Annotated in this window: 19 protein-coding genes, 1 tRNA gene and 1 pseudogene; 10 read left to right on the forward strand and 11 right to left on the reverse strand. The window is 72.8% G+C overall.

Going from position 1 to position 18099, the window contains the following annotated elements:
* Window positions 1-399: 399 nt before the first annotated feature.
* On the reverse strand, window positions 400-2619 hold the full coding sequence (locus tag KSK32_RS21230; protein ID WP_254188352.1) for an AAA family ATPase: 2220 nt from the start codon (window positions 2617-2619) through the stop codon (window positions 400-402).
* Between the two features lie 241 nt (window positions 2620-2860).
* Window positions 2861-3979, reverse strand: coding sequence for a sigma-E factor regulatory protein RseB domain-containing protein (locus KSK32_RS21235; protein ID WP_216932776.1), 1119 nt, complete (start codon window positions 3977-3979; stop codon window positions 2861-2863).
* 95 nt (window positions 3980-4074) lie between these two features.
* Here KSK32_RS21235 and KSK32_RS21240 point away from each other — a divergent pair, with 95 nt between their 5' ends.
* Both KSK32_RS21240 and KSK32_RS21245 read left to right on the forward strand, forming a co-directional pair.
* Window positions 4075-4731, forward strand: a complete 657-nt coding sequence (locus KSK32_RS21240) for a response regulator transcription factor (RefSeq protein ID WP_216932777.1) — start codon at window positions 4075-4077, stop codon at window positions 4729-4731.
* Window positions 4728-6131, forward strand: coding sequence for a cell wall metabolism sensor histidine kinase WalK (locus tag KSK32_RS21245; RefSeq protein ID WP_216932778.1), 1404 nt, complete (start codon window positions 4728-4730; stop codon window positions 6129-6131). Before KSK32_RS21240 ends, KSK32_RS21245 begins: the two co-directional genes overlap by 4 nt.
* A gap of 4 nt (window positions 6132-6135) precedes the next feature.
* Here the strand turns inward: KSK32_RS21245 and KSK32_RS21250 are convergent, their stop codons facing one another.
* Both KSK32_RS21250 and KSK32_RS21255 read right to left on the reverse strand, forming a co-directional pair.
* The gene (locus KSK32_RS21250) at window positions 6136-7695 is read right to left on the reverse strand and encodes a tetratricopeptide repeat protein (protein ID WP_216932779.1); all 1560 of its coding nucleotides are present in this window, start codon (window positions 7693-7695) and stop codon (window positions 6136-6138) included.
* A gap of 48 nt (window positions 7696-7743) precedes the next feature.
* Window positions 7744-8214, reverse strand: a complete 471-nt coding sequence (locus KSK32_RS21255; protein WP_216936266.1) for a MarR family winged helix-turn-helix transcriptional regulator — start codon at window positions 8212-8214, stop codon at window positions 7744-7746.
* Between the two features lie 50 nt (window positions 8215-8264).
* Here KSK32_RS21255 and KSK32_RS21260 point away from each other — a divergent pair, with 50 nt between their 5' ends.
* Complete coding sequence (locus KSK32_RS21260; protein ID WP_216932780.1) at window positions 8265-8786, forward strand: VOC family protein; 522 nt, start codon at window positions 8265-8267, stop codon at window positions 8784-8786.
* 48 nt (window positions 8787-8834) lie between these two features.
* Complete coding sequence (locus KSK32_RS21265) at window positions 8835-9737, forward strand: hypothetical protein (RefSeq protein ID WP_216932781.1); 903 nt, start codon at window positions 8835-8837, stop codon at window positions 9735-9737.
* Here the strand turns inward: KSK32_RS21265 and KSK32_RS21270 are convergent.
* Window positions 9703-10221: a potassium channel family protein gene (locus KSK32_RS21270; RefSeq protein WP_216932782.1), complete on the reverse strand. Its 519-nt coding sequence runs from the start codon at window positions 10219-10221 to the stop codon at window positions 9703-9705. The genes KSK32_RS21265 and KSK32_RS21270 overlap by 35 nt on opposite strands.
* Before the next feature lie 113 nt (window positions 10222-10334).
* On the reverse strand, window positions 10335-10508 hold the full coding sequence (locus KSK32_RS21275; RefSeq protein WP_064498970.1) for a DUF4236 domain-containing protein: 174 nt from the start codon (window positions 10506-10508) through the stop codon (window positions 10335-10337).
* A 361-nt stretch (window positions 10509-10869) separates the two neighbouring features.
* Between KSK32_RS21275 and KSK32_RS21280 the strand changes: the two genes are divergently transcribed.
* On the forward strand, window positions 10870-11433 hold the full coding sequence (locus KSK32_RS21280; RefSeq protein ID WP_216932783.1) for a flavin reductase family protein: 564 nt from the start codon (window positions 10870-10872) through the stop codon (window positions 11431-11433).
* Between the two features lie 19 nt (window positions 11434-11452).
* On the opposite strand, the gene KSK32_RS21285 is transcribed toward KSK32_RS21280, so the two are convergent.
* Both KSK32_RS21285 and KSK32_RS21290 read right to left on the reverse strand, forming a co-directional pair.
* Complete coding sequence (locus tag KSK32_RS21285; protein ID WP_013284925.1) at window positions 11453-11908, reverse strand: Rrf2 family transcriptional regulator; 456 nt, start codon at window positions 11906-11908, stop codon at window positions 11453-11455.
* 7 nt (window positions 11909-11915) lie between these two features.
* Entirely contained in the window at window positions 11916-12833 is a 918-nt protein-coding gene (locus KSK32_RS21290; protein ID WP_216932784.1) for a helix-turn-helix transcriptional regulator, read from the reverse strand.
* Window positions 12834-13020: 187 nt separating this feature from the next.
* Here KSK32_RS21290 and KSK32_RS21295 point away from each other — a divergent pair, with 187 nt between their 5' ends.
* Window positions 13021-13797, forward strand: a complete 777-nt coding sequence (locus KSK32_RS21295; RefSeq protein WP_216932785.1) for a RhlG family 3-oxoacyl-ACP reductase — start codon at window positions 13021-13023, stop codon at window positions 13795-13797.
* A 73-nt stretch (window positions 13798-13870) separates the two neighbouring features.
* On the opposite strand, the gene KSK32_RS21300 is transcribed toward KSK32_RS21295, so the two are convergent.
* Window positions 13871-14302, reverse strand: a complete 432-nt coding sequence (locus tag KSK32_RS21300) for an SsgA family sporulation/cell division regulator (protein WP_007457244.1) — start codon at window positions 14300-14302, stop codon at window positions 13871-13873.
* 274 nt (window positions 14303-14576) lie between these two features.
* On the opposite strand from KSK32_RS21300, the gene KSK32_RS21305 reads away from it, so the two are divergent.
* The 3 genes and pseudogenes from KSK32_RS21305 to KSK32_RS21315 all read left to right on the forward strand — a co-directional run.
* Entirely contained in the window at window positions 14577-15116 is a 540-nt protein-coding gene (locus tag KSK32_RS21305) for a TIGR02611 family protein (protein ID WP_216932786.1), read from the forward strand.
* A gap of 50 nt (window positions 15117-15166) precedes the next feature.
* Window positions 15167-15241: transfer RNA gene (locus KSK32_RS21310), tRNA-Val, on the forward strand.
* Window positions 15242-15863: 622 nt separating this feature from the next.
* Window positions 15864-16079: pseudogene (locus tag KSK32_RS21315) on the forward strand (transposase); the annotation flags it as partial.
* Between the two features lie 150 nt (window positions 16080-16229).
* On the opposite strand, the gene KSK32_RS34590 reads toward KSK32_RS21315, so the two are convergent.
* Window positions 16230-16778: a hypothetical protein gene (locus KSK32_RS34590; protein WP_216936519.1), complete on the reverse strand. Its 549-nt coding sequence runs from the start codon at window positions 16776-16778 to the stop codon at window positions 16230-16232.
* Here KSK32_RS34590 and KSK32_RS21325 point away from each other — a divergent pair.
* Window positions 16671-17839, forward strand: a protein-coding gene (locus tag KSK32_RS21325) for an IS3 family transposase (protein ID WP_216932787.1) whose coding sequence is annotated in 2 segments (ribosomal slippage) — window positions 16671-16955 and window positions 16958-17839 — 1167 coding nt in all. Because the reading frame shifts where the segments join, the coding sequence is not laid out codon by codon here. The genes KSK32_RS34590 and KSK32_RS21325 overlap by 108 nt on opposite strands.
* Here the strand turns inward: KSK32_RS21325 and KSK32_RS21330 are convergent.
* Window positions 17827-18018, reverse strand: a complete 192-nt coding sequence (locus tag KSK32_RS21330) for a hypothetical protein (RefSeq protein ID WP_216932788.1) — start codon at window positions 18016-18018, stop codon at window positions 17827-17829. The two genes, KSK32_RS21325 and KSK32_RS21330, sit on opposite strands and share 13 nt — an antisense overlap.
* Window positions 18019-18099: the final 81 nt, after the last annotated feature.

Consider the following 18099-nt stretch of genomic DNA (forward strand, 5'->3'; position numbering starts at 1 on the left):
CGTTTCCCCGATATGGCGCCCGCGTCGCCACGTCGGCGAAGTGGCTTGTCAGCCCGACCTCCACCGTCCTACCCGGCGGTGGGGCTTCCTCCCGGCTCGCGCTGACGGCGTCCCGCCACCTCGGGGAGGTGGTGTGGTCACGGCGGGCGTGACATAGCAACTTCCCCGAGTTGGCGCAGGAGCGCCGATCTTGCACTCGAGGCCCGAAAGATGTCCGCTTTGTCGATCCTTCCGGGGCCGCAATCTCATGATCGCGGAGCAGGGGCGGGGCGCGAGGAGCACGGGGGGGCCTGCGGAACGTCGGGCGGCACGTGCCCGGGCCGGTCGATCATGAAGTTGACGGCAGCTGAGGAGATCGACATCGCCGTCAACTTCATGATCAACGCGGCAGGGCGGGGGTTAGGGGGTGCGGAGGATGCCCAGGCGCTGGGTGGCTCTTGTCAGGGCCACGTAGAGGTCGCTGTGGCCCCTCGGGGACTCGGACACGATCCGGGCCGGGTCGACCACCAGCACCGAGTCGAACTCCAGGCCCTTGGCCTGCTCGGTGGTCAGCACCACGATCCGGTTCGCCAGCTCCGGCTGCTCGCCCACCGCCGCCTCCGGCAGCGCCGCCACCACCGCGCCGCCCAGTTCGGCCACCCGGCCGGTCGGCACCAGCACGCCGAGCCGCCCGTCGCCGAGCGACGCGGCCTCCCGGGCCGTCGCCTCGACCAGCTCCGTCCCGAGCCGGTCCGCCGGTACGGTCCGGTCCCACGGCGGTACGCCGGTGGCGCGTACCGAGCGGGGTGGCCGCAGCGCCGGGTCGATCTCGGCGAGCACGTCGGCGGCGACCGCCATGATCTCGGCCGGGGTGCGGTAGCTGACCGTCAGCTCCTCCAGCCGCCACCGGTCCGCCACGTACGGCGCCAGGGCCTCGCCCCACGACGGCGTGCCCGCGAGCGCGCCGGTCTGTGCCACGTCGCCGACGATCGTCATGGACCGGCTCGGGCAGCGGCGCATCAGCAGCCGCCACGCCATGGGAGACAGCTCCTGCGCCTCGTCGACGATCACGTGCCCGAACGCCCAGGTGCGGTCGGCGGCGGCGCGCTGGGCGGTGGTGAGCCGGTCGGACTCCTCCTGGCGCTCGGAGAGCCGGTCGGCGTCGATCAGGTCGGTGACGCCGAGGATCTCACCGCCGTCGGCCTCGTCCTCGACGTCGATGGAGCGGGAGCCGCGCCAGATCTCCAGCACGCCCTCGGCGTACTCGCGTTCCAGCGCCCGGATCCGCTCCCGGCGGGCCACGGCGGCGCGCTCGTCCTCGCCGAGCAGTTCGGCGGCCTCGTCGAGCAGCGGTACGTCGGCGGGCGTCCAGCCGCCCGGCTCGCGGTGCAGCGCGGCCCGCTCGGCGTCGGTGAGCATCGGCGCGGCGGTGGCGATCCGTTCCGGCGAGGCGTACAGGTCGGCGAGCAGGCGTTGCGGGGTGAGCACCGGCCACAGCTCGTCCAGCGTGGCCCGGATCTCCGGTTCCTCGCGCAGCTCGCGGCGGATCTCCGCGCGGTCGGCCTCGGAGAGCAGGTTCTCCCCGCCCAGCGGGTCGGCGCCGATCCGCTCGGCGACCTGGTCGGCGAGCGCGTGCACGATCTCCACGTCGAACAGGGCGCGGGCCAGGTTGTGCGGGCGGCCGGTGCGGCGTACCCGGTCGCGGGCCTGCCGCACGGTCTGCGGGTCGAGCGTCAGCACCTCCCGCTGCGGCAGCTCGATGGTGACCGGCTCGTCCGGCACCCACTGCCGGTCGCGTACCGCCGCGGCGAGCACGTCGGCCAGCACCGCGCGGCCCTTGAGCGCGGCGGTGGTGGCCGGCTCGGTGCGCCGGGCGTGCACGCCGGGGAACAGGTCGGCCTGGGTACGCAGCAGCACGCCGGTCTCGGCCAGCGTGGGCAGCACCTGGGAGATGTACCGCAGGAACGTGGCGTTCGGGCCGACCAGCAGCACGCCGCGGGTGGAGAGCTGCTGGCGGTGGGTGTAGAGCAGATACGCGGCCCGGTGCAGCGCCACCGCCGTCTTGCCGGTGCCGGGCCCGCCCTGCACCACCATCACGCCGGGCAGGTCGGCGCGGATGATCCGGTCCTGCTCGGCCTGGATGGTCTCGACGATGTCGCGCATCCGGCCGGTGCGCCCGGCGTTGAGCGCGGCGAGCAGCGACGCCTCGCCGGTCAGCTCCTCGTGCGCGGTGGGGGAGGCGGCGGTGATGTCCAGCACCTCGTCGTTGAGCCCGGTCACCTTGCGGTCCCGGGTACGCAGGTGGCGACGGCGGCGTACGCCCTGCGGGCTGGCGGCGGTGGCCAGGTAGAACGGGCGGGCCGCGGGGGCGCGCCAGTCCATCAGCAGCGGGTCGTAGTCGCCGGAGGTGTCGAAGATCCCGATCCGGCCGATGTAGCGGACGGCGCCGTCGTCGCCGTCGAGGCGGCCGAAGCACAGGCCGCTCTCCACCGCGGAGAACTGCTCGACCTGGTCGGCGTACATCGCCACCGTCGAGTCGCGCTGCGACCGGGCCTGCTGTGTGCCGCCGGTGTGGCGCAACTCCTCGTCGAGCCGCCGGGCGGCCTGTTCCCGCATGCCGTCCAGCCGGTCGTACAGCATCGAGACGTATTCCTGTTCCCGGCCGATCTCGTCGTCCGGGCGCAGGTCAGCCGACACGTCGGAGTGCGTTGACAATCCGGCTCCTCATTGACTAGAATTGCCGCAGGAATGGCATTCAGAAGCCATTCCTTTTTTGTGCCTGAACTGAGAAAGATAGCGCGTCGGCCGCCACCCGACCAAGCCCGGACACGACTCGGGGCCCGGCCGGCGTCAGCCGACCGAGCCCCGGGCACGGCAGTTCTCAGCCCTTGGCCGCCTCGTAGAGCCGCTCCGGCGTGACCAGGCCGGCGATCACCCGGCCGTCGTCGGTCAGCAGCACGCTGAACAGCTTGCCGCTGAGCAGCCGGCCGCTGCCCCAGTCGCCGCTGACCTTCGGCAGGTCACCGAGCACGCCGGCCAGCATCTGGGCATCCGGCGCGTCCGCGCCGGGCTTCGCGCCGCCGCCGGTCGCCGCATCGCCGATCTTGGCGACCACCACCGTGGTCCAGCCGGTACCGACCGTACGCACGTCAGGCTTTTCGGCGTCCTTCTTCTCGAACTTCTCGAACCGCTTACCGGCCGGTCCGGGCCGCTCGCCCTCGGTCGCCTCGGTGACCTTCACGCCGGGCGGCGGGTTGAACCGGAACTGGTCGGCCTCCGGCGTGCGGAAGTCGACCTGGGTGAACGCCACCTGGAAGGCCGGCTCGTCCTGGCCGTCGGCGAGCACCTGCAGGCGCAGCGGCACATGCTCCTTCGCGTCCAGCGCGATCCGCACCTGGTGGACCAGTGACGCCTTGTCGCGCGGGGTGAGCACCAGCTCGTACGCGTCCCGCCCGGCGACCGTCGCGGTGCGGCCGACGGTGACGGCCGTGGTCGGGTCGATCGCCTCCAGCGCCCGGTCCGCGGCGTCGGCCGGGGTGGCCGGCACAGTGGCCCGGTCCGGTGCGTCGGCCGGCAGCACCCGGTGCGTGGCGGTGTTCTCCCGGCTGTTCCAGGTCCAGACGTCGCGCCCGTTGCGCAGGATGTCCTGTTCGCCGAGCGTGTCGACCAGGGCCAGGCGCTGCCGGTCCTCGCCGCCGTACCAGACGCGCAGCGTGTGCGTACCGGAGACCAGGCCGGCCAGGTCGTTGCCGGTGGCCCGGCCGGCGAGCGCGGCGATCGGCGGCAGGCCGAGGTCGGCGCGCTGCACCACGGTGCCGGAGAGCCCGTCCAGGCGGGACGTGCGCAGGTCTTCCAGGAGCTGGGCGGCGCTGCGCGGCGGCAGGGCCGGGTCGGCGCCGGCGGCGAACGTGCCGACGGCGGCGCCACCGCCGATCACGGCGACCCCCGCGGTCACCGGGACCAGCCAGCGCAGCACGGCGCGGTTCTTCATCACTGACATAGTGTGCACCTCCTGCGCACCATGCTGCGCGATCGTGGCTGTGACCACGCTGAGGAGATCCCCTACGGGTGACCCCATGGTGGCACCCTGGACCGGTGCGGTTGCTGGTGGTGGAGGACGAGACGCGGCTCGCGGCGGCGCTTCGCCGGGGCCTGTCGGCGGAGGGCTTCGTGGTCGACGTGGCGGCCACGGGCCCGGACGGGCTCGACGCGGCCCGGCACGGCGAGTACGACGCGATGATCCTCGACGTGATGCTGCCCGGCCTGTCCGGGTACGAGGTGGTCCGCCGGCTGCGCGCCGAGCAGCGCTGGCTGCCGGTGCTGATGCTGTCGGCCAAGGACGGCGAGTACGACCAGGCCGACGGACTGGACTGCGGCGCCGACGACTACCTGACCAAGCCCTTCTCGTACGTGGTGCTGGTGGCCCGGCTGCGGGCGCTGCTGCGCCGCGGCGCGCCCCGGCGGCCGACCGTGCTCACCGTCGGCGACCTGCGCCTGGACCCGGCCCGCCGCCGGGTCACCCGGGCCGACACCGAGGTGGTGCTGACCAGCCGCGAGTACGCGCTGCTGGACTACCTGATGCGCCGCCCCGGTGAGGTGGTCTCCAAGACCGAGCTGCTGGACCACGTCTGGGACGCCTCGATCGACACCGCCCCGAACGCGGTGGAGGTCTACGTCGGCTACCTGCGCCGCAAGATCGGCCGGGAGCGGCTGGAGACGGTGCGCGGCGCCGGTTACCGGCTGACCACATGAGCCGGTGGGTACGCGGCCCGCTGCCGCGACTGGGCCTGCGGGCGCGGCTGCTCGCGCTCGGCGTGGCGGGACTGGTGGTCGGGTTCGTGTTCGGTGGCGCGCTGCTGCTCGGCGCGCTGGGCTGGACGCTGCAGCGCTCAGTCGACGAGGAGGCGCTGCGTACCGCCGACGCGGTCGCGCTGCTGACCGCCGAGGACGCGCTGCCGGACCCGCTGCCGGTGGCCGGCGGGCAGCTGCGGGTGCAGGTGGTCGACGCGCAGGGCCGGATCCGGGCCGCCTCGATCGACGCGGACCGCCTCGTGCCGATGCTCGGCCCGGACGAGCTGCGCCCCGGGCAGCGGCAGCGGCTGGTGGTGGACGGGCGGCGCGTCGGCATGCCCGGCCCGGTCCGGGTGGTCACGGTGCCGGCCGGAACGGCGCAGGAGCCGCGTACGGTGCTGGTCGCCAAGTCGCTCACCGACGTGCGGCACAGCCTCCAGGTGGTCCGCAACCTGCTGCTCGTCGGTTTCCCGCTGCTGGTGGCCGGGCTCGGCGTGGTGGCCTGGCGGGTGGTGGGGGCGACGTTGCGCCCGGTCGAGCAGCTGCGCAGCGGCGCCGCCGAGATCACCGGGCGGGCCGGGGCGGAGCGGTTGCCCGTACCGGCCGGGCAGGACGAGATCCACCGGCTCGCGGTCACGCTCAACGACATGCTGGACCGGCTGGCCGTGTCCCGGGACCGGCAGCGGGCGTTCGTCGCCGACGCCGCGCACGAGTTGCGCAGCCCGCTGACGAACATGCGTACCGAGCTGGAGGTGGCCCGGCGGCTCGGCGACGACACCGACTGGTCGGCGGTCGCCGACGACCTGCTCGCCGACACCGAGCGGCTCAGCCGCCTGGTGGACGACCTGCTGCTGCTGGCCCGCCTCGACGAGCAGGACGCCCGTCCGTCCCCGCTCGGCCCGGTGGAGCTGGGGGAGCTGCTGCGCGGTGTGGCCGCCCGCTACCCGTCGCCGCCGGTCCGGCTGACGCCGCCGGACGCGCCGTGCTGGGTCGAGGGGGACGCGGGGGAGCTGCGCCGGGTGCTGGTGAACCTGGTGGACAACGCGCTGCGGCACGCGTCCACCGCCGTGGAACTGGCAGTGAGCGGGCCGGACGGTGCGTACCACCTGATCACGGTGACCGACGACGGGCCGGGCATCCCGGCGGCGGACCGGGAGCGGGTGTTCGCCCGGTTCACCCGGCTGGACGACGCGCGGGCCCGCGACGCGGGCGGCGCGGGCCTGGGCCTGGCCATCGTGCGCGAGCTGGTGCGCCGGGCCGGCGGCACGGTGGAGCTGGCCGACGCGACGCCCGGCGCCGCCGCGCCGGGGCTGCGCGCGACGGTACGGCTGCCCGCGCTGGCCGAGCCGGACGCGGAGTGAGCGGTCAGCGGCGGCGTTTGGTGCAGGCCGGGCCGGTGCGGGCGACCGTGTCGGTGGACCAGACGAGCGCCACGGTGAAGCAGTAGTCGGTGGTGCGGTCGAGCCCGTAGGCGATGTAGTCGGCCGACCCGGCGGGCAGCGTCGCGAACGTGCCCTGCGGCTGCCCGGACCGGCCCCCGGCGACCACCACGGGCCCTTCCGCGCCGGCCGGGTACGTCCAGCTCAGCACGATGCTGTCGCGCCGGTCGGTGAGCGTGAACCGCCCGGGCGGCGTGCCCGGTTCGGCGGCTGCGGGAGTGGTCGGCGCGGGACCGGCGGAGGTCGGCGACGGCGCGCTGGTGGCCGGTGGCGGGGTGTCGCCGCCGTCGTCCACCCGGGACACCCCGGCGATCACCGCGATGGTGCCGAGCAGCAGCGCCACCGCCACGCCGAGCACCACGAGCGGCAGCCACGGCCGGGCGCGCCGCTCGACCGCCGGTGGCCGGGGCACGTGCACCGGGAGGTAGCGCGACGGCGGCTCGGGCGGGGGCGGCGGCACCCGCCGTACCCCGTCCGGCTCGTCGTCGGCGAGCCCGACCACTGTGGGCGGCAGCGGGTCGGCACCGGGGCGCCACGGCTGCTCGGCCGAGGGCGGCCACGGGTAGTCGTCGAACCCGTCGGCCTCCGGCGCGGTACGCGGCGTCGGCACGTGCGCGGTCTCGGCGGCCCGGCCGGGCGGATGGTAGAGCGGCGTCTCGACCGGGTCGTCGAGCGCGGGCGGCGAGTACGGCGGCAGGTCGTGCGGCCCTTCGGCCGGTGGGGGCACCCGGGCGGCGGGCACCACCGGCGTGGTCTGGGCGGGCGGCGGCTCGGGAGCCGGGGCGGGCGCCGGACAGACGTGGTCCGGGTCGGCGGCGGCGCGGGCCAGCCCGGCCACCTGGGCGGCGAGCGGGTCGTCGGAGTCCAGGTGCAGGCGGCACAGCTCCTCGGCGAGCGTCAGGTGCTCGTGGGAGTCGGCGTACCGGCCGCAGTCGCGTTCCATCGCGCCGAGCTTCGCCAGCATCTTGATGCCGCTGGGGTGGCCGTCGCCGTAGACCTCCCGGTGCAGCTCCCAGGCGTCCTGCAACCGGTCGCGGGCCACCTCGCACTGGCCGCGCGCGTACTCCACGGTGGCCAGGTCGGCGTGCGCGGCGAGCACCCGCTGCGACTCCGGGCCGTCGCGGGCGGTCAGCTCGATGATGACGTCGGAGTAGAGCCGGGCGGCCCGGGCGTCGCTGCCGACCCGGTGCAGCACCGCGGCGAGCGTCGCGGCGGCGGTGACGGTGCGCTCGTCGGAGCGGCCGAACAGGCGGGTGGCCGCCGCGTACGCGAACGCGGCCCAGCCACGGGCGGAGTGCGGCTCGCCGAGCGCGACCAGCACCCGGGCCTGGAGACCGGCGGCCTCGGCCAGCTCGGGGGAGGCGTTGCCGGGACGGGGATCCGCGTCGCTGAGCGCGTCGGCGAGCAGCCGTTGCGCGCTGTCGAGGTCGCCTTCGGACACCAGTTGGTGCGCCTGGACGGTCAGGTCAGCGAAGCCGGAGGACACGCCCCATCGTGCTCGTCCGGCGACGGTATGTACAAGACCCGGAGTGGATCAGTTTGGTCCCGAATCCGTCAGGTGGTCGGCGAGCGTCTCGCTGATCCGGCGGAGCTGGTCGACCTGGGCCGGGCTGAGCGCGTCGAACAGGTGCCGGCGTACCCCCTCGACGTGGCCGGGTGCGGCGGCGGCCAGGGTGGCGAAGCCCGCGTCGGTGAGCGCGGCGACCTGGCCGCGGCGGTCGGTGGGGCAGTCCTCCCGGCGGATCCATCCGGACGCCTCCAGCCGGGCGGCGGCGTGCGAGAGCCGGCTGCGCGACGAGCCGGTCAGCTCGGCCAGCTCGCTCATCCGCAGCCGCCGGTCCGGGGCCTCGGAGAGGCGGACCAGGATCTCGTAGTACGCGTGCGGCATGCCCGCGTCGTGTTGCAGCTCGCGGTCGAGCACGTCCATGAGCGCCCGGGAGGCGGTCAGGAAGGCCCGCCAGGTCCGCTGCTCGTCGGGGTCCAGCCACCGGGTCATGACGCCCATCATAGCGCCGATAGTTGAGCGCTCAACCAAATCGGGGTACGGTCGGTGGCATGGGCATCCACCGACTCAACCACGCCGTCCTCTACGTCAGTGACCTGGAGCGCAGCGTCGCCTTCTACCGCGACGTGCTGGGCTTCCGCCGGGTGCCGATGACGCCCGAGGGCTTCCGCGGCGCCGCCTTCCTCCAGGCGCCCGACTCCACGAACGACCACGACCTCGGTCTGTTCGAGATCGGCGCGGCGGCCGGGGCGTCCCAGGCCGGCCGGGCCACCGTCGGCCTCTACCACCTGGCCTGGGAGCTGGACACGCTCGACGAGCTGGGCGCGACCGCCGAGCGGCTGTCCGCCGCCGGAGCGTTGGTCGGCGCGTCCGACCACGGCACCACAAAGAGCCTCTACGGCCGCGACCCGGACGGGCTGGAGTTCGAGATCGTCTGGATCGTCCCGGCCGACCGGCTCGACGACGACGCGCTCGCCGCGCGTACCCGTATCGGGCGGCTCGACCTCGACCGCGAGCGGCAGCGCTACGGCGGGCAGACCCGCGGCGGCGTGGGCATCTCCGTCCCGGTCTGAGCGGGGTTCACGGCCGGGCCCGCCGCGCTGTGCGGTAGAAACGGCACCATGTCCACCGACGCCGTCCTGCGCGAGCTGCTCGTCCGCCGGCTCGACCACTGGCTCCCCGCCGCGCTGCACCGGGCGCGGCGGGCCACGCTCGCGCTCGCGTACGCCGGAGGTGACGCCGGCGGCGCCCAGGAGGCGTTGCGGGTGGTGGCCGAGTTCGCCGACCGGCTGCGCGGACGGCGGCTGACCGTGCTGGTGGTGGCCGACGACGGCACCGACCTGCCGGCCCGCCTCGGCGCCGCCGAGGCCGCGCTGCCCGCCGACGTCGCCGTGCACCTGGTGCCCGGCGGCCCGGACCGGCTGCCGGTGGCGCTCAAGGCGGCGGGCGCGGCCGGTGCGCCGCTGCTCACCGTGGCCGACGGCGCCGACCCGGACCCGGCACTGCTGGCCGCCGCCGCGTCCGGGCGCCCGGCCGAACTGCTGCTCGTCACCGCGCCCGGCCGGTCGCTGCGCCCGGCGCTCACCGGCGCCGGGTTCCCGCTCGTCACCGAGGTGGAGCTGGTGCCGGACGGGGACGCTCCGGCGCGGCTGCTCGGCTACGGCACCGGCTCCGACCACGGGCTGGAGGCGGTCAAGGAGGCGCTCTGGGCGGTCGACGAGTTTGCCGGTGTGCGCTACCGCGACCCGGCCGACCCGCAGGGACGGCTGCTCGACATCTCGCTCGACCCCGATCCCGGCCCGCTGCGCCGGGAACTGCTGGCCGAGCTGGCCCGCTCCGGCCCGCGTACGGTCACCGAGCTGCGCCGCTTCGCCACCACGTCGACCGTCTACCGGGCCGCCGACGTCAACCGGGCGCTGACCTCGCTGCTCGCCTCCGGCGCGGTGACCCGCGATCCGGAGCACGGCCGGCTCGGGGGGGACGTGTCGATCAGCGCCGAGAAGACCGCTGGGTCATCTGCTTGACCACTATCGACGCCCCGGTGGCGACGACCCCGATGCTGAACACCATCTGCGCGCACACCGCCACCCGGGCGATCTGGCCCTGGGCGTGCACGTCGCCGTAGCCGACCGTGGTGAGCGTCGCGAGCGCGAAGTAGAGCGCGTCGACACGGGTCCGCAGGCCGACGAACTCACCGGGCCTGGTGTTCGCGACCACGTAGTCACCGAGCGCGAAGACCAGCAGTCCGGCGATCAGCGCGACCGCGAGCCGGGTCAGCGCCCGGTCCTCGTTCCCGCCGGTCGGCTGGTCCCGGACGAGCTGGCGGCGGACCTGGCCGGTGACCAGGAACGCGACAACGACCACCAGGACGAGGGTGCCGGCCGAGCGCAGGACCAGCCGCAGGCCGTTCGGATCGGCCTCGACCGGCACCAGGAAGTAGCCGACGAGCATGAGCAGGCAGGCCGCCGCGGCCCGCCGTCGTGTCCGCCGCAGGGACAGGTCCGCCATGCGGCGATTCTCCGGTCACCGGGACGCCGTGGCGGCCGGAACCGCGATCCCGGTCCGCAAGAGACGAGCGGGGTGCCGGCGAATCGCCGGCACCCCGCTCGTCGCCTGGAAGGTCAGGCCTTGTCCTGCTTCCAGGACAGCGGCCCCGGAAGGTCCACGCGGTGGGCGCGGGTGTTCGAGTTCCAGGACCAGCGGCCGATCTTGATGCTCCACGACGAGAAGCCGTTCTGAGTGAAGTGGAGGATCAGCGGTCCGTACTTCTTGCGCTTGCGGAACTGGACGCCCATCGGGGGTGCCTCCTTCGTCTCCCTGCCTCTACGGCATCGAGAATGCCCGGATCGACGATTCGCGAAACCATGCCCGGTCCGTACTGGACGGTGAGGCTGACCTCTACCCAACAGGTAGGCCTTATGGAGTTGTAAACGCTGGTAGCGACCGCTAGCGGCATAGTCAGCGACGAAAGTCTCACTCTTTGGAAGGTCGTTGACCGGTGCGGAGAGTGGTCGGCAGCATGAGTGCTGGCCGCCCCGCATCGCTTCGGTCATCCAGGGGTATCGGAAGAGAACACCGTGCCGCCGCTGCTACCCCTGGACTGGAGGCTTCCGTGGACCACGTGCCCGCTCCGTCGCGCCGACAGCTGGTGGCGTCGTGACCACCGTGGACCGCCCCGGCGCCGCCAACGTCGAGCTGCGGCCCGTCGACGTCGACTCGTTCCGCGGCCTGCTGCGCCGCCAGGCGTCCACGGTCACCGTCGTCACCACCCCGGGCCTGCGCGGCAACCGGATGCGACCGGACCTGCCGCCGGCCGGCTTCACCGCCACCTCGTTCACGTCGGTGTCGCTCGACCCGCCGCTGGTCTCGGTCTGCCTGAGCCGCGAGTCGTCGAGCTGGCCCACCGCCGAGCAGGCCGAACACGTCGCGGTGCACCTGCTCGCCTCCGGCCAGCAGGAGATCGCGCAGATCTTCGCCACCAGCGGCATCGACCGGTTCACCGCCCACCCGGGCTGGACCATCGGGCCGTTCGGCGTGCCGCTGATCGGCGACGCGCTCGCCGTGCTGCTGTGCCGGGTCGTGCGCCGGATCGAGGCGGGCGACCACACCATCCTGCTCGGCGAGCCGCTCGCGCTCGGCGCGGGCGAGGACGGCGACCCGCTGCTGCACCACCGGGGCGGCTACACCACCACGCTCGGCGACCGGCCCGAGGCGTGGTGACCCCGCCGCCGCGCTGAGATCAGCGCGGCTCCCACGCGTCCGGCTGAGCGGTCAGCTTCCGCACGTGAGCCGGCAGCCGACCGCTGACCAACTCGTCCAGGCTCACCTCGTCGACCACCCGGCGCACCGAGGCGCGCACCGCCACCCAGAGCCGGGGCAGGTTCTCCGCCGCCCCCTCGTACCGGGTCTCCTCGGGGCGCAGCCCGCGTACCCCCGCGAGCGGACCGTCGACGGCGCGCAACACGTGCCCGATGGTGATCTCCCGCGGCGGCCGGGCCAGCGTGTACCCGCCCTCGGCACCGCGCTGGGCCCGGACGACCCCGGCCCGGCGCAGGTCGGCCAGGACGGCCTCGAGGAACTTGCGCGGCATGTCCTGCTCCGCCGCGATGGCCTGGGTGGACAGCAGGGTGGGGTACGCGGTGGCCAGGCTCAGGGCCGCCCGGACCGCGTAGTCACCGCGCGCGGAGATCTGCACGGTGCCATCATGCCTGGCCGCCGGGTGCGGGGGAGTCGGCGGGCGGCCGGGGCCGCACCAGGCGGACGGCCAGCGGGCGTTCGCGCTCGGCCCGGAACGTCCCCGGGCTCACCCCGACCTCGCGGGTGAAGAAGCGGCCGAAGTTCGTCGGCTCGGGGAAACCCAGCTCCCGGCCGATCGCGGCGATCGACTCGTCGGTGGCGGCGAGCAGCCGGCACGCCTGCAACGCCACCCGCTCGTCGATCACCTGCTTGGCGCTGTGGCCGGTCACCGCCAGGCAGGCCCGGGTCAGGGTACGCACCGAACAGCCGATCTGGGCCGCGTAGTCCTCCACCCGGCGGGTGTGCCGGTAGCCGCGTTCCACCTCGCGGCACAGCCGCCGGAACGTCTCCGTCTCGGCCCGTGGCGTCGCGCCGTCACCCGGATGCGGCAGCAGGCTCAGTCGCAGCAGCAGGACGGCGAGCTGATGGCGCAGCAGCGCCGCGGCGGCCGGCACCAGCGCGTGCCGATCGGCGTCCACGGCGAGCTGGCTCACCTCGCTGATCACCGCGTCCTCGTCCTCACCGGCGAGCTGTCGGTGGGCGGGCACCGCGTCCGGGTCGACGTCGAGTCCGCGCAGCGCGTCCGGCCGCCAGCTCACCACAGTCGCGTCGAGCTGGGCGCCGACGAACCGCAGCGCCTGGCCGGGACGCGCGCGCAGCAGCGTGCCCGGACGGCAGGGGACCGGCCGGAAGTCCAGCTCGGCGGTGCCGTGACCGTGGGTGACCAGGACCAGCAGATCGCGGTCGAGCAGGACCGGACGGGGCCAGCCGGGCTCGGCGGCGAGGTCGCCGAGCACACCGGTGACGATCTCGTCGGTGCCGGGGCGCAACTCCGGCAGACCGGTGCGGGTGGCCGGGGAGGGCTGACCGGTAGTGACCATCATCCCGACGGTAACCGGCCCGCGCGCACGTTGCATCTCGACGGTTTCACCCGCTCGGGCCGCACTTGTCGGCACCCGAGCCGGACGGTTAGGTTACCGATCGGTAAGACCCGGGCCGGCGTGCGCTCCGCACCCGGCCACGCGGCCCCGGCCGACCGGCCCGCGGCCGGGAGACGGCGATGGGACGAACATGACGGATCTGTTCTCGGTCGACGGCAAGACGGTCCTGGTGACCGGCGGCTCACGCGGGATCGGGCTGATGATCGCGCAGGGCTTCGTCCGGGCCGGCGCCCGGGTGATCATCTCCTCGCGCAAGGCCCACGTGTGCGAGTCGGTGGCCAAGGAACTGTCCGCCGAGGGCCACTGCGAGGCGATCCCGGCCGACCTGGGCAGCGACGCGGGCGCGCTGGCGCTCGCCGAGGCCGTGCGGGAGCGCCACGACCGGCTGCACGTGCTGGTCAACAACGCGGGCGCCACCTGGGGCGCGCCACTGGAGGAGTACCCGGAGAGCGCCTTCGACAAGCTCTGGGCGGTGAACGTCAAGGCCGTCTTCCGGCTCACCACCGCGCTGCTGCCGCAACTGCGCGCCGCGGCCGGCGCCGACGACCCGGCCCGCGTCATCAACATCGGGTCGATCGACGGCATCCGGGTGCCGTGGATGGAGGTGTACGCCTACTCGGCCACCAAGGCAGCCGTGCACATGCTCACCCGCGGCCTCGCCCACCAGCTCGCCGGCGAGCAGATCACCGTCAACGCGATCGCGCCGGGACCGTTCGAGAGCAAGATGATGGCCTTCGCGCTGGACGACCCCGAGTCGCGCGCGGCCATCGAGAAGCAGGTGCCGCTGGGCCGGATCGGCCGCCCCGAGGACATGGCCGGCACGGCGATCTACCTGGCGTCGCGCGCCGGCGCGTACCTGACCGGAGCGGTCATCCCGGTCGACGGCGGGATCACCACGCGCGGCTGAGGCGTACCCCGGTCGGAGACGACCCGGGGCCGCGCGGACTCGGCAGATCCGCGCGGCCCCGGGTGTCGCCGTGTCAGCGACCGGCCAGCAGCCGGTTCACCGCGGTGTCGACGTCCAGGTGCTCGGCCTCGCGGCCGCGCGGGACGACGACGTAGGTTCGGCGCAGGAAGCGCACCAGCACGCTGCGCGGAACCTCGAACAGGGCGTTGCCGTCCGGCGACGACAGCGCCAGCGCGACGAAGTCGCCGCGCGGGGTGGCCCACGGCCAGACCCGCACATCACCGATGCCGGCCGGCTCGTCGAGCCCGGTGACCAGCAGTTCGCGAGCGAACGACCAGCTCACCGCCTCGCCGCCGGCGGACTCGGCATGGAACAGGACATGGACCGCATACGGGTCAGCAGGGTCGTAACGCAGACTGGCACGCACCGGCAAGGCGGTGGCGTCAGGCGCGACGAGCCTTAGCGACGTCTCGACCTCTACGGTCGTCGGTCGGATGACACTCATGGACGTTCTCCCCCCGGCACCGCGTGCGGAACGCGCGTGTCCCGCTTTTCCCATACTCAGGTGCTGCTCCTGGCTACGCTCCGCCATACGCTGACTTCACTCAGTGGTGGGAAGGGGTTCCGAAAGCCCCCGGGACCGCTAGGCCCCGCGTAGAATTTCGGGTTCCGCCCACTCCGTCGTCCCGCCCGGCAACGGGTGGTTCAGTCGTCGACTTACTCCGGTAACGTCCAGTCGTCAGCAGGGGTGACGGTCCCGGGCGACACTGGGGGTGGAAATGGTCACGAGGGCATCCTCGGTGACGTCGCGGACCACGGCCGAATCGCCGAAAGGTGCGGCCCGAGCAGCCGAAAGTCGGGGGTACGAGGTGCCGGTGGAAGGGCGGTCGCAAGGCGCTCTCATGGAGCAGCGCCGGCGACGACGGGGCTGGCGCGGACGCCTGCACACCACGCTCGACCTCATCCGCGCCAACCCCACCGGCCGCGTCGCCCTGAAGATCTTCATCGGCATCCTCGGCGCCATCGTCGTCACCGTCGGTATCGCGCTGATCCCGCTGCCCGGGCCCGGCTGGCTGCTGGTCATCGCCGGCCTCGGCGTCTGGGCGGTCGAGTTCCACTGGGCCCGACGGCTGCTCGCGTTCACCCGCCGGCACGTCAACTCCTGGACGCGCTGGGTGACCAGCCAGTCGCTGGGCGTGCGATTCGTGCTGGGCGTGGTCGGGCTCGCGTTCGTGTCGGTGGTGGTGTGGCTGTCGCTCAAGTACAGCCTCGGCATCGACGTGGTGGCGCAGGCGCTGCACTACCTCGCGACGCACTGAGGCCCGGTTTTTGGTCCGGGCGGGTGATCGGGTAGAGTCATGCGCGCTGAGGGCGATTAGCTCAGCGGGAGAGCGCTTCGTTCACACCGAAGAGGTCACTGGTTCGATCCCAGTATCGCCCACCATGGATATGCCCAGGTAGGAAGCCCGTCACCGGTTCGGCCGGTAATGGGCTTCCGCGCTGTTGCCCCTTAAATTGGGAGCAGATTGGGAGCAGGCGGTCCCGGCCTAGGTGTCCCACCGCCGTCGGCCGCCCGACCGCCGTACTGGGTTCGCGTTCCTGACCGCGCCCGCCGGCTGTTCGTGAAGCCGGACGTACCGCGACCGGCACCCGCCTGACGAAAGGGCGGCCCGCTCTGGCTCACCGGCGTGACCGACGGCCGTCGGTCCGGTGGGCCGCCCGCTCGCCGGTCCACATCGCGAGGCCGTGTACCCAGCCCTCGGTGCTTTGCCGGGACTTCGCCGACCACTTCGATGCGTTCCTTGACGAGAAGTGGTCGAGGATCTCGCGATCAGTCAGCGTCCACGCGGGAAACTGCGCCAGCCACTCTTCTGCCTGTCCGGCGCTGTGGTCGCTGCCGATCAGCCGACAACCTCGATCTCAACACCGTGACGCTCGTGCCGGCCGGGTCCGCGCCGCACATCCCCAACCTGGTGTATCTCGCGCGAGGCCGCGACGTCGACCGACCTGCCGTAATCGTCCTGCTCGACAGCGACACCTCCGGCGACCAGGCGGTGAAGGCACTCAAGGAAATCCGCCGGCGCACCGACGTCGTCGGGATCTTCCCCAATCGGGCGGCGATCATCCGCCTTGTCGGTGCTGTCCTGGCCGAGCAGACCGACGACTGGACCGAGGGTCGCCGCTACATGGGCCTGGAACTCCTCGCAAAAGCCCGCCTGATCACCGTCGACACCAGCCAACACGACACCGACCAACCCGACCCCACCCCGATCGCCGCATAGCATCAGACCGGATCACGCGATGGCCGTCTCTTACACCATCAGCGCGGACGTGACCTCCGTGGCGCAGCTTGCACGTTCGAGCCGAGTCCGCCAGCGATTAAGCCCAGGGCGTGAAGGTTCCGCGGTGCAGGACACGGCACGGCCGCGTGGTCAGGACCAGGGTTCTTCGCCTAGCAGGTCACGGCACGCTGCCTTCAGCTTCTGTTGAGCTTCGGTGACCCGGGCCTCGGCCTGCGTCATGTCCGCTTTGCCCTTGCTGCCCACGTCCAGGTCGCCGGCCTCCTGCACGGCCAGCACCAACTCCTTGCCGGCAGCGCTTATCGCGGGGTCTGTCGAGCGAGCAGCCCGGGTCGCGACACTGCCATTCAGGATCCAGCCGTGGTCATTCTCCTTCAACCGTTGCGCCAGCAAGATGCAGCCGCTGCGGCTGTACTGGTCAGGGCTGGGACGGCTTGCCTCCGGCTTGTCGTCGCTACAGGCGGAGAGAAAGAGGACGGCACCTAGCAGGCCCGCGGCGAGGAGTGGGTCTGCTGCACCGATAGGTGACATCTGAGATGGCTTGCCCTGACGGCGAGCTGGAAGGATGTCGCTGTGCCCAAGCCCTATCCCCGAGAGTTCCGCGACGATGTCGTGCGGGTGGCCCGTGACCGCGATCCGGGCGTGACGGTCGAGCAGATCGCCAAGGACTTCGGAGTCCACCCGATGACGTTGTTCAAGTGGCTGCGCCAGGCTGACGTCGACGCCGGAACCAGACCGGGTGTCAGCGGCGGCGAGTCAGCCGAGCTGCGTGAGGCCCGTAAGCGGATCAAGCTGCTGGAGCAGGAGAACGAGGTCCTGCGCCGGGCTGCGGCTTACCTGTCGCAGGCGCATCTGCCGGGAAAAGGCTCTACCCGCTCGTGAGCGAGCTGGCCGCTGACGGGGTCCCCGTGGCGGTGACGTGCCGGGTATTGACCATCGCTCGTCAGCCCTACTACCGGTGGCTTGCCCGCCGTGTCACTGACGCCGAGCTGGTGGCGGCGTATCGGGCGGACGCGTTGTTCGACGCGCATCGCGACGACCCGGAGTTCGGCTACCGGTTCCTGGCCGATGAGGCCCGCACTGCCGGCCAGCCGATGGTCGAACGCACCGCCTGGAAGATCTGCTCCCACATGGGCTGGTGGAGCGCGTTCAGCAAGCGCAAGCGTCGGGGCAAGGGCGGCAAGGTCGGTCCGCCAGTGCACGACGATCTGGTACGCCGCGACTTCACCGCCGACGGCCCGAACCGGTTGTGGCTGGCCGACATCACTGAACACCGCACCGGTGAGGGCAAGCTCTACCTGTGTGCGATCAAGGACGTGTGGTCCAACCGGATCGTCGGCTACTCCATCGACTCACGGATGAAGTCTCGCCTGGCCGTCAATGCCCTGCGCAACGCCGCAGCACGTCGTGGTGACGTGGCCGGCTGCGTGCTACACACCGACCGCGGATCCCAATTCCGAAGCCGGAAATTCGTCCACGCCCTCAACCAGCACCACGTGACCGGGTCGATGGGCCGCGTCGGCGCCGCCGGCGACAACGCTGCCATGGAATCCTTCTTCGGCCTGCTACAGAACAACGTCCTCGACCGCCGAACCTGGACGACCCGGCAACAGCTCAGGACCGCGATCGTGACCTGGATCGAGCGGACCTACCACCGCCGACGACGCCAACGATCCCTGTCCCGGTTGACCCCCATCGAGTACGAGACCATCATGACCCGACCGGCCAGTCAGGCCGCGTGACTGAAACTGTCACCTATCGGTGCAGCAGACCCCAGCTCGTTGTAAAGGTTCGACGCCTCGCCGATATTGTCGCTCGACACGTAGCGCTGTCGTAACGCCTCCCGCTCGTCTTCGAGATCCGCGTCGGACAGCGGGCGGAGGCTACCCAAGCCGCGTGCGATGGAGCCGAAGATGCCCATGCGCGGATGCTGTCACGCCGAGGGCTGGTCAGCAAGGAAGTGAAGTGCCCCCTGAGACCGGACACCTCCGGGAAACTCGGG

It is taken from the genome of Micromonospora sp. WMMB482 (genome assembly GCF_019038635.1).
Classification (GTDB): Bacteria; Actinomycetota; Actinomycetes; order Mycobacteriales; family Micromonosporaceae; genus Micromonospora; species Micromonospora marina.